The sequence below is a fragment of the Sphingomonas sp. FW306-05-A genome (assembly GCF_058782275.1).
The window spans coordinates 11,643-27,702 of record NZ_JBYSXN010000005.1; the positions used below are offsets into that span (position 1 = coordinate 11,643).

Annotated in this window: 11 protein-coding genes; 5 read left to right on the plus strand and 6 right to left on the minus strand. The window is 57.8% G+C overall.

The window, feature by feature from the left end; genetic code table 11:
- Positions 1-15 precede the first annotated feature (15 nt).
- From AC3WJR_RS18865 to AC3WJR_RS18885, 5 genes are all read left to right on the plus strand, one after another.
- Positions 16-2,301, plus strand: coding sequence for a fimbria/pilus outer membrane usher protein (locus AC3WJR_RS18865; protein WP_492727006.1), 2,286 nt, complete (start codon positions 16-18; stop codon positions 2,299-2,301).
- Between the two features lie 232 nt (positions 2,302-2,533).
- A complete protein-coding gene (locus tag AC3WJR_RS18870) occupies positions 2,534-2,929 on the plus strand; it encodes a Csu type fimbrial protein (protein ID WP_492727007.1) in 396 nt (131 codons plus the stop codon).
- A 54-nt stretch (positions 2,930-2,983) separates the two neighbouring features.
- Positions 2,984-3,445 (plus strand): spore coat protein U domain-containing protein, encoded by a 462-nt coding sequence (locus AC3WJR_RS18875; RefSeq protein ID WP_492727207.1) that lies wholly within the window; start codon positions 2,984-2,986, stop codon positions 3,443-3,445.
- Between the two features lie 116 nt (positions 3,446-3,561).
- On the plus strand, positions 3,562-3,897 hold the full coding sequence (locus AC3WJR_RS18880; protein WP_492727009.1) for a hypothetical protein: 336 nt from the start codon (positions 3,562-3,564) through the stop codon (positions 3,895-3,897).
- Positions 3,898-4,779: 882 nt separating this feature from the next.
- Positions 4,780-6,561, plus strand: a complete 1,782-nt coding sequence (locus AC3WJR_RS18885; RefSeq protein ID WP_492727011.1) for a sensor domain-containing phosphodiesterase — start codon at positions 4,780-4,782, stop codon at positions 6,559-6,561.
- A 38-nt stretch (positions 6,562-6,599) separates the two neighbouring features.
- Here AC3WJR_RS18885 and AC3WJR_RS18890 read toward each other — a convergent pair whose 3' ends face one another.
- The 6 genes from AC3WJR_RS18890 to AC3WJR_RS18915 all read right to left on the minus strand — a co-directional run bounded on the left by AC3WJR_RS18890 (position 6,600) and on the right by AC3WJR_RS18915 (position 15,880).
- Entirely contained in the window at positions 6,600-8,222 is a 1,623-nt protein-coding gene (locus AC3WJR_RS18890; protein WP_492727013.1) for a PAS domain-containing protein, read from the minus strand.
- A gap of 178 nt (positions 8,223-8,400) precedes the next feature.
- Positions 8,401-8,802: a PilZ domain-containing protein gene (locus AC3WJR_RS18895; protein WP_492727015.1), complete on the minus strand. Its 402-nt coding sequence runs from the start codon at positions 8,800-8,802 to the stop codon at positions 8,401-8,403.
- Between the two features lie 878 nt (positions 8,803-9,680).
- Complete coding sequence (locus AC3WJR_RS18900; RefSeq protein ID WP_492727017.1) at positions 9,681-12,293, minus strand: TonB-dependent receptor plug domain-containing protein; 2,613 nt, start codon at positions 12,291-12,293, stop codon at positions 9,681-9,683.
- 118 nt (positions 12,294-12,411) lie between these two features.
- On the minus strand, positions 12,412-13,707 hold the full coding sequence (locus AC3WJR_RS18905) for a DUF3526 domain-containing protein (RefSeq protein WP_492727019.1): 1,296 nt from the start codon (positions 13,705-13,707) through the stop codon (positions 12,412-12,414).
- Positions 13,707-15,143: an ABC transporter permease gene (locus tag AC3WJR_RS18910; RefSeq protein ID WP_492727021.1), complete on the minus strand. Its 1,437-nt coding sequence runs from the start codon at positions 15,141-15,143 to the stop codon at positions 13,707-13,709. Before AC3WJR_RS18910 ends, AC3WJR_RS18905 begins: the two co-directional genes overlap by 1 nt.
- Positions 15,140-15,880 (minus strand): ABC transporter ATP-binding protein, encoded by a 741-nt coding sequence (locus AC3WJR_RS18915; protein WP_492727023.1) that lies wholly within the window; start codon positions 15,878-15,880, stop codon positions 15,140-15,142. Before AC3WJR_RS18915 ends, AC3WJR_RS18910 begins: the two co-directional genes overlap by 4 nt.
- Between the last annotated feature and the right edge of the window lie 180 nt (positions 15,881-16,060).

Consider the following 16,060-nt stretch of genomic DNA (forward strand, 5'->3'; position numbering starts at 1 on the left):
GCCATAATATGGAGCATGGCCGTCGTGTCGCCGGCAGCCCATGCATCGATGGCACACGCGCAGACAACGAGCTTTCGCGACCTCCAACTCGAAGTCTATATCAACGGCATCGACACCGAACGGGTTGGAAGTTTTCGTGAAAAAGGGAAGAGCATCTTCGCTACTGCCGAAGAGCTGCGCTCGTTAGGTATTGTCCCACCGGTTGGGGTAGCACCCGAGGGCTTGGTCGATCTCGCTAAAGTCTTGATTGAACCGCCTGCCTTGGACGAGCGCGCACAATCTATTTCACTAAGAGTGCCCATCTCAGCCTTAACCGCTCATCGGGTGGGTGAAGACCTGATTGTAGGACAGTCACCGATCAGTTCACCGACTGGCCTGCTAGTGAACTACGATATCACAGCAACTGCCCATCGCGGCTCGGTTGACGCCGACGGCTTGGCGACTGCACGTCTTTTTGGTGGTTTTGGTACCCTACAGAGTGACTTCAACGTGACCCACTTCCGGTCCCAGGTTCGTGCCGTGCGCCTTAACACTACCTACTCGTATTCCGACCCCGTTACGTTACGCACCTATGCAGTGGGAGACGTTCTTTCGGGGGCTCTACCTTATTCGCGTTCGCTTCGGATCGGCGGTTTCCAGCTCTCGACAAATTTTGCGCTGCGCCCAGATCTTGTTACCTATCCCGTACCCGCGATCAGCGGCGGTGCTGCCGTTCCATCGACGGTAGACGTGCTCGTCAATGGAGTCCGGCAACTCAGCACGCACGTCGACGCTGGCCCCTTCTACGTACCGCAGTTACCCATCGTTTCAGGAGCTGGTCAGGTCTCGGTTGCAGTGCGGGATGCCGCTGGACATCAGACGGTACGAACTTCGTCCTTTTACCTGAGTTCAGCTCTCCTCAAACCAGGGCTATCGTCCTACTCGTTGGAAGCTGGCCCGCTTCGAAATGGCTTTGGGTTGAACGACGGCAATTACGGGCCTTTCGTTATGTCAGCGACTGGTCGCCACGGTGTAACCTCTCACCTAACTATCGAGGGCCACGCTGAGGGATCAGGTAAACTATCCCTGGCAACGGGAGGGGCGACGTTATCGCTCGGCACGCTGGCCATTGTAACCTCGGCATTGGGAATGAGTAACTCGCCAAATGGCACCGGCAGTCAGGTTTATCTGGCGATAGAACGTACGGCGCGATCGTATCATATTGGGCTTTCCACGCTCACCACGAGCAGACAATTCCGTGACCTTGGAGCTCTGGTTGGAGATTTGTCTCCTCGACGGATCATTCAGGCCAATGTTGGGGCTTTTTCGAGACGTTACGGCTCGTTTGGCGTCGCATATACTGACATTGTGCAGCATCCGTCCAAGAGCCTTCGTGACCCAGACATGATCGACATTCATCAACCTTTACGAACCTCGATTGCCTCAGCTACCTACTCCCGAGAAGTTTTGCGCGGCGCGTACCTGCGGCTGACGGGGTACAGTAATCTGCGCACACACGATCGAGCCATATCAGCGGGGGTTAGCTTTCACTTTGGCCGTCAAGGGTCGGTTATCGCCGCTTATGATTCGGCAGAGCATCAAGTCGCCATTGACGCGAACCGCCCCGCAATCAATCCAGGAGACATTGGTTGGCGGGCGTATGCCACTCAGGGATCAAACAGTCGGGCTTTGGGAGAATTGAATTATCGAGGCAGCCAAGCAGAGCTATCCTTAGGCGTCGATACCTACCGCGGGGAGACAGCAGTACAGGCCGCAGCTCGCGGCAGCATTGTAGCGATGTCAGGTACTGTCTTTGCTGCCACAACAATTACGGACGGCTTTGCCGTGGTTGATACTCGTGGATTTGGGAATGTGGCAGTTTCGTTGAACAATCGCCCAGTTGGAAGAACGAGCAAAGACGGGAAACTGCTCGTGCCCGGCGTGGCCTCCTACCAAACGAACACTGTTTCGATCGACCCCGGCGATTTGCCACTCGATACGCGGCTGGATCGACTCGATGCCAAAATCACGACCAGTGACCGAGCAGGAACGGTTGCCTATTTTAACGTGCGCCGCCAGCATGAAGTTCTGATGACGATCATTCTTGCGAACGGCACACCCCTGCCCGTCGGCTCGCGGATATCTCTCGATGACAGCAGCGAAATCAGTACGTCGGGCTACGATGGCCAAGCGTACTTTTCTAACTTGGTAGGTCGCCATAATTTGCGGATTACGCTGCCTGACGGCGGCCAGTGTCAGGCCAACGCTGTCGCACTTTCTGATAACACGTGGCCTGCAATGGCCAAGGTAGTTTGCACCTAATGAATGTCGATTTGTCGAAGCGATTGCGGTGTAACAATATTGCGGTATGCGCCTGTCTTTAGCACTTTTTTAGCGCTTAGCGACTATTCGAGCATATTGTTGTAAAACCCAGAGGGTATTCATGCGCACATATCCAGTTACGGCTTCCTTGCGGCGTACTTGCGCTGCCAGTGCAGCTCTCCTCGCCGCATTCGTTCCAGGCGTCGTTCAGGCCGCAACATCCAACTCGTCAATGCCTGTGTCTGCGACAGTACAAGCCACGTGCTCAATCACTGCGAGCCCACTAGCGTTCGGCACGTACTCGTCCGCGCAATTGGATGCTACAACAACGCTCGCCGTAAATTGTACAAATACAACAAGTTACAACGTAGGACTGGACATCGGTAGCGGTTCGGGCGCTACCGTTGCCCAGCGCAAAATGGCGAACGGCTCGCAAACGCTAAATTACACGGTTTATAGCGACATAGGCCGTGCGACGCTGTGGGGGCCTACTGTTGGGACCAATACAGTAGCTGGCACAGGCAGCGGTTCCGTTCAGATATTGAACGTTTATGGGCGGATCGCTGCCGGCCAAGCCCCGACGCCCGGCTCATACGCCGATACATTAACGGCGACAGTAACCTATTAACATGCCGTCGGCCCGGAGTCCGTCGTGGCGTTGAGTAAGTCAGTTAGACGTTTTGTGAGGGCCATAACGTTTTTACTGGTCACGGCCCTATTCTGTTCACCTCCGGCGTATGCGGCTTGTAGTGTGACTGCCACGCCAATCGTTTTTGGTAGTTACAACGGTATCGCAAAAAGTGAAATTCAGAATGTAGCAAATGTGACAGTCCGTTGTAATGACTTACTGGTAGATGCAAGTTTCACAATAAGCGTCAGCCCTGGACAAAGTGGAAACGCAATGTCCCGTTATTTGGCAAGTGGTCCATTCCGCTTGATTTACCAGGTATATACGGACGCTGCCCGTACTCGGGTTGCTGGCGACGGATCGGCGGGAACGGTATCCCCTGCTGGTTCGGTTTTAGCACTTGCCGGCATTGGGACTACCTCCAGCTCAGTACAGTTATATCCAGTCGTCGCTGCCGGACAATCCCCTGCTCCCGGTACATACACCGATACGCTTACGGTATTAGTGTCCTATTAGAGTTTGAAGAAACTACTATTATTGCATTATCTATTTATCGCCGTGACAAACCACTTAGCTCCCGAAAGGCTTGCATGTCTACGATCGACGTTGCCGCCCGCGATCTCCTCGCCGCAATGGACCTGGTGCTCGACGCAATGAAGCTGATGACGGCGTCCAACCTAGCGGACCTGCTATCGACCCGCTTTAAAAGCAGAGTAACACTGGGTGCCTTTCTCAAGGCCTTGGAGGAACGCTGCGCCGCCCTCCGCAATGGTTCCGGGGCGGAAAGGGCTATGTGTAAAAGCCTTGACGACAAGGTGGCCGCGTTGGGACTGATGCTTCACGCTCATATCTCCAAATGGAACCCGACTGCGATTTCGACGGACGTTAACGGCTACAAGGATGCCGTCGGTCACATGCAGCGCGACATCCGCTTGATTATCACGCACGCGCAGCAGCTTCCTCGTTAGCCGGTACGGCAATCTCTAAAGGGAAGGGCCGGGCTTTTGCCGCCCTTGCTCACCACCCACTCGGCTCGGCCAAAGCATGGCAATTACTTTCGTTCTATACGTTGCGGTCAAAAGCCCCGGCCGGCGACCGGAGCACCTGACATTGGGCGCTTCCGATCGGTCCGCTTTCCAGACCTATCCCACCCTACCCTCCCCTTCCTCTATATAGTCGAGTTGCTACTGGTACGTTTTAGGTATACCCTCAGCGTTCCTACGCTGGCTGGTCCGATTTGCGCCGAAAACAAACGTCTAGAAATTTGGCTCAAATAGCCCGTCGGTCTGCCTGGAGCCCTAGCCAAGGAAGACCATACGGCACTCTATCAAACTGCACCGCAGCCGCTCCATGGGGGCGTCACACAAAGCGGACCCAGATATACGCTAGCGCCTCGTCAGCGCGCCGTTGAGCGTCCCGATTGGGATCGCATATCGAGAACGCCGGCGGTTTCCCAAAACCCGTCTTCAGCGGTCATTTCGAGAAGATTGTCGGCATTTGGAACGGCAATTAGTGGTGGACTGCAGACTGTCCGCTTTCGGGCAAGTGGATGCCGATAGCTGCCGTAGCAACAACGTCCGTTTTCGCGAAAAGGCTGAATTTTGGAAATCTGTTGTATCGCCGAGCTAGGGCGTCAGCCTAAGAAGTATAAGGACGTACCGTCTTTTCTGGTCTACAATGTGCCTTCAGGAATGGCTTGACGGGCGGTGGCATGGTTTCGCCCTAGGTGGGGACCCAAGATGGGTCTATTTAGGCCTCGCTTATTCCCGAATGTCGCGCGGCGGTGTTTCGCGATCACGTAATCAAACCGTTAACGTTTGGAACCTAGGAGGCATAACCGGAGGTTTTGCGTGCGCGACTATCAGGAAGAAGCAAGGCTTGATGCCCTCTACCAGCTCAAGCTGCTGGATACCTCTCCTGCGGAGAGCTTCGACCGCATTACCCGGATGGCTAGCCAGATTTTCAATCTGCCTGTGGCTGCAGTGTCTCTGACTGATCGTGATCGGCAATGGTTCAAGTCACGTATTGGCATTGAACATTGCAGCATACCTAGAGAGAACGCCCCGTGTGCGCAGGTAGCAGAGTCCGGGAGTCTTCTCGTCATTGAGGACTTACTTAAGGACCCCTGCTACGCCGACAGTGTCCTGGGTCGCGCAGGAACCCGGTTCTATGCCGGAGCCCCACTCACGACTAGCGATGGCTATGGTCTTGGCTCCCTATGCGTGCTGGGCACGGAACCACGCCAGGCATCTGCATCAGAGATGGCCGCGCTAGTCGATCTCGCCTCTATGGTCATGGCACAGATCGAGCTGCAGCATGCTTTCGGACGCATCGATCCGGTTAGCGGGTTGCCAACCAGGTACCAGTTCCGCGATGATCTGATCGACCTTTCTCGCGACCGTACAGGTGAACAGCGTTTCGCTGTTGTTATTGATATTGCGCGCGATGACCAAATCAGTCGCATTATGCGGGTAATGGGTGGATCGCGTGTCGATGACATGATCCGCGAAGCAACCCAAGCGTTGGTTAAAGTCCTTGGTGAAGGCCGTAATGTCTACCATGTCGGCCCAGCACAATTTGCTTTTTTATCGCCTCCGAGGGTTGAACTAGCCGACTACATGTGGGCGCTGCAGTCTGGGTTTAAAGCGGCAAGAGCGTCGTCGTCGGTGCGTTTTGTTACCAACGTTTCCATTGGCGTACGTCCATTCATTCTTGGCGAAGTACCAGCTGATGACGTGATACGTGGCGCTGCCAGTGCTGCTCAAGATGCGCGATATGCAGATGGTGTGATCGCTCTGTACTCCTCCGTCAACGACACCGCTCATCGGCGCCAGTACAATCTTTTGCGCGACTTTGGCGCTGCCCTAGAAGCAGGCGATCAGCTGCGACTTGTCTATCAGCCGCGGATCGAACTCGCTACGGGACGCTGTATCGGTGCGGAGGCATTGTTGCGCTGGCAGCATCCCCGTCTTGGTGAGATATCACCCGGCGAGTTTATCCCGATCATCGAACAGACATCGCTGGCGAAAGCGACAACTCAGTGGGTACTGGACGCGGCGATGGACCAGCTGGTTAGCTGGAGTCATAGCAACAGTGAAATGGTGGTGTCGGTCAATATTTCGGCCGCCAATCTTGGCGAGGCCGATCTCATTCAACGCATTCGACTTGGACTACTTAAGCGCAAGCTTCGACCTGACCGATTGGAGATTGAACTGACCGAAAGTGCGATCATGGACGATCCCGATCGGGCGCTTGCCATGCTCAGCGAACTGGCAGAGTCAGGCATTTGCTTGGCCATCGATGATTTTGGCACAGGCCATAGCAGCCTTGCCTACCTCCAGCGACTGCCAGCACACGTCGTCAAAATCGATCAGGCATTCGTGCGCAACTTGACCAAAGCAGCTGGAGCTGACTTCTTGTTGGTTGAGACGATGATCGGACTGGCGCACAAGCTGGACTACAGAGTGGTGGCAGAAGGCATTGAAACGGCTGAAGCCGCCGGTGTGTTGACCAATCTTGGCTGCGAACAAGCGCAGGGCTTTTGGTTCGCACGTCCCATGGAAGCTGAGACGTTCGCAGCATGGCTGTCAGATCGGCAGGTGGCAGCAATGCCGAGGATATCTGTGGCTTGAGCAGACCATCCTTGACCAGTCTATCGGTTTGTTTGCCCCTACCTACCCATTTTGGCCAGATACAGTGCCGCGTCCGCGTCAGCGAGCAGGTCGCCTAGCGATCCATTTTGGACACCATTCTTGGATAAACCAACACTGCCACCAAAAGACAGGGTGTGTTCGTTATAGGCGAGCAATCCTGACAGTGCACGTCCGATACGGTCTGCCAGAACTGTGAGCATGTCGCTGCTAGTATCGAGGATCACAGCCACAAATTCATCCCCGCCAAGTCTGACCACAATATCTGATTGCCTCGTCTCGGCGGTAATCCGTCGAGCGACTTCGACAAGCACTGCGTCACCCGCTTCGTGACCATAGGTATCGTTGATATGTTTAAAATGATCGAGGTCGATCGCCAGGATTCCTGCGACCCTTTCAGGTGCTACTTGAGCAAAGCGTCGCGTCAAACCTCGTCGGTTTAGGATGCCAGTCAACGGATCGGTTTCCGCTTCCGATTGATAGCGCATTTGCTCCATATGCTCGTCGGACACATCGATGGTTACCCCGACGATCTGTTTCGGCTGGCCGTCTGCATCCCTCAGCAGTTTGCGGTCGCACCGCATCCAATGCGTGCCGTCCACAGTCTCAAGGCGGTATTGGATCGATTGGTGGTCAATTGAGCCGCTAAGCATGGGGGCAAGGTCTGCTGCGCCCCGGTCGTCGGGATGGATCTGCTGCGCATAGCTTGGCAGCTCCAGTGGTTCGTCGGCCCCTGTAGCGAAGCGGGCGAGCTGCGGTGATGTTGAGAACACACCGCTAGCGACGTCCATGTGCCAAAAGCCGCCTCGCACCGCACCCAATGCAAGCGCAAATCTCGCATTTGCTTCTTCCAGCACGCGCTCAGCTGCAAGCCGTTCGCTGATATCCACGACATGAGCGATAAACCGTGCGGGCTGACCTGATTCATTGCGAGCAACAGATACAGCCAGGGCCGCAGGCACGATGGTGCCATCACGTGCTATGTAGCGCTTTTCAATTCGATAGCCGTCACGCTTGCCATCCAGCACCTCGTCGAACAGATGCTGATCTTTGGCAAGATCATCAGGGTGGGTCACCTCCTGAAAGGTCATACCGGAAAGTTCTGCCGCCGGCCGACCCATCATCGCCGCAAAGCAAGCGTTACTGCGCAGAATATTCCCAGCCGGATCGACCATGACCTTGCCGATCGGGGCGTTCTCGAAAGCACTGTCAAAAATTGCTTCTGACGCAGCAATGCGGGACTGAAGATCGTGACGTACACTAATGTCTGTTACCAGCGCCAGAACGCCTTTTACCGTTCCGTCGATATCCATATCCGGGACATAATTACCCTGAACACGCCGACACAGTGCTCCGTCAAAGAGATCATATTCGTAGGTGACAGGTACGCCCATCAGCGCCTCGGCCAGCTTGCTGGCGATGAGCGGATAATTTGCTTCGCCAACGATCTCTCGGCAATGGCGTCCAACAATCGCAGCGGGAGCGATGCCGCGCCATGCCAGATAGGTAGCGTTGGCATACCGGTAGAGCAGGTCAGGACCAAAATAAGCGACCAATCCTGGAAGCAAGTCTAGGATTTCCTTATGTTGGCCAATAACGCTGGGATCAGCCTCCTTTGAGAGACTGTCAAAATTAGCTGTCATTATTCAACCTATAAATACTACGAACCGAGGACTATCATCTGGTATTTAATAATATTACCACTGTGTCCTCGCAAATATCTTACAATTTGACCGTATGACAACGGCGGCGCGACTCCATTGAAGCCGTCGGGCCTTCTGAAGCGGAGACGCTGGAATGTTTTCTGCCATGTTCTGCCGATCAGGCGACTTTTTTACCGAACACGCGTCTGCCCGGACGGATCAGGGGGCCAACCATCTCGACTTCAGAATGCACGGTGACCGCTCTTGCAGTTTGTTTGCTCTCTTCAATTTCGGCCAAGACCTTTGCCCGCTGAGCTAGTTCATACAGTGGCCCCGCCTTAAGCGTATGCTCAAATCGCACGCCCATGCGGTCCCCTTCCTCCCAAGCGACAACCCCATAGACAACGTCGCCTCCGAGCTCGATCATGCAGCGGGTTCCCACTGCCAAAACCGCGCCCGTGACCTGCGCACCGCCTTCTGAAAGGTCTATGATCGTCGCAGACTCTCTTGTAAGCACCGTAGCCAGAACGACATCCACCCTGGTTGCGATGCGGTCGGTACGCCTCCTAAGGTGAGTCACGTCCTTCTCCGTTCATATCGAAGGTTCTGCATATCTTCTCACAACCTTTACAGATCCTTGCACAACTCGCTATCGATTGGGCTTTGTTCAAACGGCCGATTGTCTTCCTCCGCCGGAGCCTAAACGGCCCTGCCATCTCACTTTCCTCTAGCCGCTTTTCCTGAAGTGCGCGCCCTGCTGTGCCAAGCTACTGACATGTCAAGATCGGCCTCAACAGTTTTGACGAGGCAGGCCCATAAGCAGATATTGAGAGCGCCCCCCGGTTCCAAACTTCCGTCATTCGTCCATGTCGATCTATAACGGTTAAGGCCTTACCGAGAAACGTCCGCTTTTTAGGATTCATAGGACACCCCGGAAATAACTGAGAATGGGCGCTTCCGGTCCGTCCGCTTTCCAGACGAATACCGCCCTCCCCCTCCCCCCTCCTACCGCCTCGCCCCTATATGCTCAATTTTCCGCCGGTGCTTTTTAGGTATGCCCTTAGCTCACCGCCTCAGGCTGGTCTGTTTTACGTTAAAAAACGGCGTATCGAATTTTAGTCAATTTGCTCGCCTAGTCCGGCTGAGCCCTAACCAAAGAGGACCATACGGCACCCATTCAAACAGCACCGCTGAAGCTGCATTCGGAAGGCGGTACATAGAACGGACTCAGATACGCTAAACGCCAGCAGATTCACTCAGGCGTCGCAAAACCCCTGTTTGTCGCACAATCGTGATTGCGACTGGGTTTTCCACATAGGTAGCGACGAACTGAGGTCGTCGTTCAGACAGTGCGAAGGGCGAGAATGCTAGTCCCAGCCAGCGCCGCGTCCGAGGGAAGCGACGCAGCAGGGCCCTTTCAAGCGCTAAGATCAACATTCCGCCCTCAACCACGGCGTCCTAAAAGCTATAACTGCCGCGCATGAACACGGATCTACCGTTAAATCCGAAGGGGGAAACGGCGTTGTAAGGCTGGGTGCCAGCATTGTCGGCGCCATTGCTCCCGGTCGCGACGCTCGAGACCGTTGAGGCAATATTCTCATCCGGGTAGATGTTGAAGACGTTCTGCGCTCCTACGCTCAGCCGCAATGCACGTGTTGCCTGCCAGCCGACATCGATATCCGTCAGGATCTTGGCACCAAAGCGCTGGATTATGTCTGAGTTCGACGTGCTACCTGTCGACGGGATCAAACGAACGTCATAGCCCTGTACCAACGCTGCTACCTGGGCCGGCGTACGATTAAGCAACGCTACCGTCGCAACGCGCCCATACCGGGTGTTCGTGACGGACAACGTAAACGGGCCCCGTGCATAATTCAGATCGAGTGTAATCTTATCGCGCGGTAAGCTGTCCGAAAAGCGGAGTTGCTGGGTGAGGTCAAAGAGTGGCGTAGTGATACCCAGCGCTGCGATAGGCGCCGGGGTGCCCGCGATCCTGTCGAACGTCGTCTTGTTATAATTGCCCGCAAGCGTGGCCTTGATCCGGCTCCCGTCTCCGAAGCGGTGCCGATAGTTTATAACCAGGTCAATGCCCTTGGTTTCCGTGTCGACCGCGTTGGTCAGGAACGACAACGCAGCAAAGCCAGACTGCCCATTGGTGGCCAGATAGTTGGTCAGGCGAGCATCCTGAAAGGTCGATGAGATTGCGATGCGATCACGCACCTTGATCCGGTAGGCGTCGAGTGTCGCCGCGAAACCACCCGACTCAAAGACCGTGCCGATCGACAGGTTGCGTGACTGTTCAGGTTTCAGGTCAGTCGCGCCCGCTAGCCGCGCTGCAGGATTGTCGACAGCCGCCACCCGCACGATCGCCTGGGCACCGTTGAGGATCAGCGTATTCGATGCGTTATAGCCGGACTGTGCCAGCGCAGGCGCACGAAAGCCGGTGTTGTAAGAGCCTCGCAACGCCAGCCCGCCGAACAGACCGAGCCGCCCGGCAGCCTTGAGATTCGTGGTACTGCCGAAGTCGGAATAACGTTCGTGCCTGGCCGCACCTGATAGCAGCAGCCGGCCGAGAAACTGCTTTTCCACTTCGCCATACATCGCGACGCTGTCGCGAGAGATCGACGCACGATCATCGGGTCCATTGCTTGGTCCGGGTTGCGAACCTATCGGCCCCGGACGACCGGCGTTGGGGCCATCCGGAATCAATACCCCGCCATTGCGATAGCCATCGAGCGCCCCCGAGAACAGACGGTAGGCTTCCTCGCGATACTCGGCACCGAAAGCCAGTCTGAACGGCTGATCGTCACCGACCGGAATCTCTCGCGTGAAATCGAGGTTCGAGGTCCATTGATAAAAGTCGCTACCGCCACGGTAAAAGCGCGATGGGGAGGCAGCCCCCAAGGACACGTTGACGCTGTCGACGTAAGTCGTGCGGACGGTGCTGACGCCATAGACGGTTGACAGGTCCCAACCGAACCCCGCCAGGTCGTCTCCACGCAGACCCATCGCGGTGGAAATGTTCTCCAGCCAGGTGTCGAGGCCTGGGCTGTAACCGTCCGGGTAGAGCGCGCGTACCGTCTCGTCCTGTCCAGGACGGCGGAAGAAATACTGGATGTCGCCATCGAGGCGATTGTACCCACCGAAGCTGTAGAGTTCGGTCCCCCCTGGCAGGGGCGCGACGAGGTTGTAGAAGAGCTGGTAGTTTCGGTTTGGCTGGTCGCCCTGCTGAAATACGTTCCGGTCGAACCTGGCTTCCCGCAGGTCGAGCGTCCCGTTCGATGGTGTCAGTCCGACACCTGAGCCGTAATTGCCAGAAGGCGCGACTGGCCGACCAGCGGCGTTCGTCCCGAAATACTGCTGCCGCGTATCTGCCCGCGCACGATTGGTGCCGTCCCGGTCTTGGTAAGCTGCGGTCAGGCGCAGAACGCCGTTCGCTCCGAGCGGGATGCCGGTGGAGGCGCTCGCCTCGTAGGTGTCACCATCGCCCTTCGTAGTCTGCACATAGCCTGCCTGCGCGATGGTGCCGAGCGAGCGGTCGAGGATCATGTTGATGACCCCCGAGATCGCGTCCGAGCCGTATTGGGCGGCAGCACCATCGCGCAGCACTTCGATCCTCGACATGGCAAGGGTCGGGATGGCGCTGAAATCAACCGCGACATCGCCGCGACCGATGCCGTTGCTCGAATTGAGGTCGGCCGTGGTGTGGCGACGTTTGCCATTGATCAGCACGAGCAGTTCGCCGGCCCCCAGTCCGCGCAGGGAAGGCGGCTGGATAAAATCGCCGACACCTGATGCCAGCGGTCGCGGAGCGCTAAAGCTCGGCACCTGAACCTTCAGCATCTGGATCAGATCAACACGCCCGCTCTGTTGCAGCGCCTCGCGCGATATGGCGTCCACTGGCGTCGACGATTGCGTTGCTGTGCGGCCACCAAAACGGCTGCCGGTAACGATGATCTCGCCGGCATCATCGTCGTCTTCGACTGCGTTGGCTTCCCGAACGACCTCCTGCGCCAGCGCAGGCATCTGCATCGCAGCGGTGGCGGCAAGCGCTATTGCAAATGAACGCATGTAGACCCCTTAGGTGATGTTATTCTATTATATTGCTCAGGCTGCCGATGGCCGTTCTTTGATCAGCGAACAGCCTGATAGCTGCGGGTGAGCCGTTCACCGCCATGAAGGGGTGGTTTCAGCGCCGGTCAGCGGCCCCGTTTGATCCACCCGCTGTATTTATGCGAGCGGTAAAGATCGGCGCCCGGCCAAAGTCGGCTCTGCCAAACGGCCGGTCGCGAAACAGATACCCGTAGTAAAAATTGCGCAGTCTGGCGTGGAAGGCACGCACTCGGTCCTGATATGCCAGCTGTGCGCGAACGTCGGTGTCAGCCAGCCGGGTCAGCAAAGCCTGTACTCCCACCGAAGGCAGTACCCACCCAAGCATGCGCGCAGCGGCATCGCGGCGTTCCAACCCGCTTCGATAAGCACGGACCTTGGTCGCGACGCTTTCGTCACCGACCTGATGGAAGGCGAAATACCATTTGTAATGGAAGGCCGAACCAAGCGGGGCTGAGTCCGCCCATTTGGGATGACCGGCATAGAAGCGGTGCATCGTCGTTTCGCGGGGAATGTCCCAGGCGCGGTTGACCATCTCGCGCTGGGCCAGCGCGATCTCTGCGCCCTGACCGATCGGCACGGCGCGGTTGATTGCGACGTGCGCCAGTGTCGGCAGCACGAGCACCAGTACAAGCCAGCACGCTGCCAGCGTTGCAGCGTTTGCGACCGAGCTCCAGCGGAGTCTCGCGACCAGTGCGGCGAGCGCCATCCAAAACAAGAGATAAGCGAGGATCACGGCGAGAACCGCCAGGATGGCTGCGCCCCCAACGCCGGACGCTACCGCGGTAACGAGGAAGGGCACGGCAAGCGCCGCCCATAACAGCACAATACGCAACAGCATACGTCGCCGGAGCAGCATTGCGCCGCCCCGCGGTAGGGCATCCAGCATTCGCAGCCGCCCCGCCTCGCGTTCGCCGGACGTCAGATCATGGAACAGCGCCACCACGAACAGCGGCGCGAGGAAGACAAGCACGAACGCGAAATCGAACCGGCCCGGCAGAGCGAGCTCAGGATTGAAGACGTCGCCGTCATAGATTTGTGCTTCCAATCCCAAAGCCCGGACGCGTAAAATATAGGGCGTGACGTCGCGCATCCCGATTGCGGCGAAGGCCAGCGGGGACGGTGCGTCCCAGGTTGGGTGGAAGCTGTAATAGCCCGCACTGCCCGCGTCCTTGGTCCGATCGACATAGTCGGCAACGGCCGCGATATCTTCGGACTGCGCAGCCGGGATCACGGCGATCGCGGTACGCTGCCGGGAGATTTCCACCATGCCCGCGGTGACAGCAGCGACGGTGAGTATGGCCAGCAGGATCAGTGCCACGACGCTTAGTCGTGCACGGAGCAACAGGCGCAGTTCTTGGATCCACAGCGTCATTAACGGGCTCCCAGACGACGGGTCACCCGTGTGAGCAGCAGTGTGGCTACCGCCAGCCACAGTCCCAAAATAATGATCCCGGGCAGCGCTGCGGTCGCGAGCGCCGCGGCGCTTGGCGCAACGAAGGCGAAATCAGGCATATGTTGCCAATTGTCCGCTGCGATCCGCTTGCGGCGATCGGCACCCGCATCCTCGGCTATATCGTCGGCGTAGCTGACATTCTTCGCCTCCATCCGGTTGAGACGCTGCACAAGGGCGTAGCGATACGTTTCCGCCTGTTCGAGGAAACGGCGATGTCCGGCAAAGTCGGTGTCCGCCGCAGCCATCGACAGCGCGCGGATCGCGATCGTCGGGCTCAGCACACCTATCGCATCGACCAACCGGTTCTGAGCGGTCTGTGCGGCAAAGCTGGCACCTGCATAGCGATCGAACAGGCCGGACGTCAGCCGCTCCCCCTCCATCGCCAGCAGTCCTTTGTAGTTCACCGGCAGATCCTCGACCCGGGTTACGCCGTAGCGTTGCAGGACCGACTGCTTGAAGGCCGCCATATGCGGATCGTCGGGATTATGACTGTCGCCCAGCTGGCGCAGGTCGCGCGCGATGGCGACATCGGTCTGAAGACGGTTCTGGAGCGGCACCGCGGCCCCCGCAATGTCGGGGGCGATGCGCGGCACCAGCACGACCGCGACCGTCCATATTGCCAGCAGTGCAAGGAGGGCATCGCGCCCGCGCTGGGCAAAGCCCGACGCGAGCAGGATCAGGACGACCCACAATGCAAGATACAGCGCATAGCCAAGCCCAATGGCCGCCATCGGCAACGCTAGCGTGCCGGGTTGCGCGACGACTGCGACAAAACCGACCATCGCCGGCAATCCGACGATCAAGGCCACGATCCCGAGCGCGGCAAGCTTGCCACGCACGAGTTGTCCGCGCGAGACACCCTGCAGCATCAGTAATCGCAGTGTTCCTCGTTCGGTCTCGCGCGCCAGCACGCCGAAGCCCAGGAAGATCAGCAGCAATGGGGCAACTACCTGAAGGACGAAGGCGGGGGTGAGTTGCCCAAAACGAACCAGCAAGGAGCTTTGCCGCACGTCGCCAAAATTGGCGCTGTTCTGGCGGTGGCCTTCGAGGAACATGCTGTTGCCCGTAAAGGCGTCGACACCGGGATCGAACGCGGCCAACGCCCCCAGCGGGCGATAGATGAAGGTGCCGTAATGGACCATGCGGTGCGGGTGGCGATCAGGTTGAGCCTTGAACGCCGCAGCAGCCACCTGCTGATGCCGCATGCGCAGCTCGGCGATGCCGCGTTGGTGCGACCATGAACTGAGTACAGCCGCCAGGGTCAGCAGGACGAGCAGAACAAGCGCGATCACCGCGACGCGGTTGCGTGCCATCAACCGAAGTTCGTCACGCGCGATCAGGTGGGTCGCACTCACGCCGCACGGGTCCCTACGCCGACTTGGAACCGCGCGTGCAGGGCGCGAATGTCGAATCTTTCGGACCCGGTGGCCGTGACATCCTCGACGATCCGGCCCTGTTCGAGGAAGGCGATCCGGTCGGCGACATCGGCGGCAGATAAGAGGTCGTGCGTTACCATCAGCACCGCGGTGCCACGGTCGCGCACTTTCAGGAGCAGCGCGTTGAAGTCGGCGGTTGCGCGCGGGTCGAGACCAGAGGTCGGCTCGTCGAGCAGCAGCACCGGCACTTCGCGCAACAACGCCACTGCAATCGCGACCTTCTGCCGCATACCCTTGGAGAAGCCGCCCAGCCGTTGGTCCCACGCCCGGTCCTGCAACCCGGCAGCTGCCAGCGCATTGGTGATCGTTCCCCGGTCCTGACGTTGATCGGCAAGTGCCAGCAGGTAATCGGCATTCTCAACCGCGCTCAGATGCCCGTACAGCGCGACGTTCTCCGGGAGATAGGCAATACGTCGGCGTGCCGCGTCAGCGTCAGCACCTGGATCGATGCCGCAGACCGCGATTCGTCCCTCATCGGCGCGCACAAAGCCAAGCAGAGCGGACAAGGTGGTCGACTTGCCCGCTCCGTTGCCACCCAGCAACGCCGTGATGCTGCTGGCGGGAACAGTGAGCGATAGACCGTCGAGAACGCGATGGCTTCCGTAGGCAAGCGCCAGTTCGTGGATAGCGATAGGGTTACCGTTGTTATCGGGCATAGGCCTCAATCTGGCTGCGACATGATATAGCGTATCATACGGCGTTGTTGCCGCGTTGCAACATTCCATGTTCCGAAAGGGAGCGGGCAGCGCACGACACACAGTTCATCGCCGAAGGACTTCGTACCCATAACGCTCTTCAGCGATCCGACAGCGGGCATTATCGACGCCTTTCCGAGC

Excerpts from the sequence above, each read along its gene's own strand:
- AC3WJR_RS18865 (WP_492727006.1), top strand. The coding sequence starts at position 16 with ATGGCCGTCGTGTCGCCGGCAGCCCATGCATCGATGGCACACGCGCAG.
- AC3WJR_RS18870 (WP_492727007.1), top strand. The coding sequence starts at position 2,534 with ATGCCTGTGTCTGCGACAGTACAAGCCACGTGCTCAATCACTGCGAGC.
- AC3WJR_RS18880 (WP_492727009.1), top strand. The coding sequence starts at position 3,562 with ATGGACCTGGTGCTCGACGCAATGAAGCTGATGACGGCGTCCAACCTA.
- AC3WJR_RS18890 (WP_492727013.1), bottom strand. The coding sequence starts at position 8,222 with ATGACAGCTAATTTTGACAGTCTCTCAAAGGAGGCTGATCCCAGCGTT.
- AC3WJR_RS18900 (WP_492727017.1), bottom strand. The coding sequence starts at position 12,293 with ATGCGTTCATTTGCAATAGCGCTTGCCGCCACCGCTGCGATGCAGATG.
- AC3WJR_RS18905 (WP_492727019.1), bottom strand. The coding sequence starts at position 13,707 with ATGACGCTGTGGATCCAAGAACTGCGCCTGTTGCTCCGTGCACGACTA.
- AC3WJR_RS18915 (WP_492727023.1), bottom strand. The coding sequence starts at position 15,880 with ATGCCCGATAACAACGGTAACCCTATCGCTATCCACGAACTGGCGCTT.